A 649-nucleotide genomic window follows, 5' to 3' on the forward strand; every position below is an offset into this window, starting at 1 on the left:
GGGATCGTCATCAGCCGCTTCGCCACGGGGTCAGCCTTCGCACGGCTCGCAATCTCGCGGTCGAGCAGGGCGATCTGCCTCTGCAGCGCTTCCAGCCCTTGCGCAATCACGACCAGCACGGGTCGCGCCTGAGCCGGGATGTCGGAGGTGGGGTCGCCTACCACCTTGATCAGCTTGCCGACGTGCCCAACACCCTGACGCACGATGTAGCCGAACTCGGTGAGGTGGCCGCGCAGGGCGTTGATCAACTGGGTACGTTGACGCACGAGCAGGTCGCGGGTCCGGAACACCACCGCCGATGCCTGCGCCTCTGCACTTTTGCCTTGAACGAACCGCATCGTCGGGCGCTGCGCCGCCTCACAGATCGCTTCTGCATCGGCCATGTCGTTCTTCTGCCGTTTGACGAACGGCTTCACGTACGCCGGTGGGATCAACTTGGTGTCGTGACCCAGTGCGGCGAGCTCGCGTGCCCAATAGTGGGCACTCGCGCACGCCTCCATCGCGACCACGCATCGCGGTAAGGTCGAAAAGAACGGCAGAACCTGATCACGCCGAAGCTTCTTGCGGAACACGACCCCGCCGCTCGCATCCTCACCGTGAGCCTGAAAAACCGACTTGGCCAGATCGATGCCGACTGTGCTAACCTCAC

General features: G+C 63.8%; 1 protein-coding gene. It reads right to left on the reverse strand.

The window, feature by feature from the left end; all coding sequences use genetic code 11:
• On the reverse strand, positions 1–649 hold a 649-nt coding region (locus KZ813_RS19945), incomplete at both ends, for an IS110 family RNA-guided transposase (RefSeq protein WP_219756741.1).

Origin of the sequence: Sphingomonas folli (assembly GCF_019429525.1) — a bacterium.
GTDB classification, from domain to species: Bacteria; Pseudomonadota; Alphaproteobacteria; order Sphingomonadales; family Sphingomonadaceae; genus Sphingomonas; species Sphingomonas folii.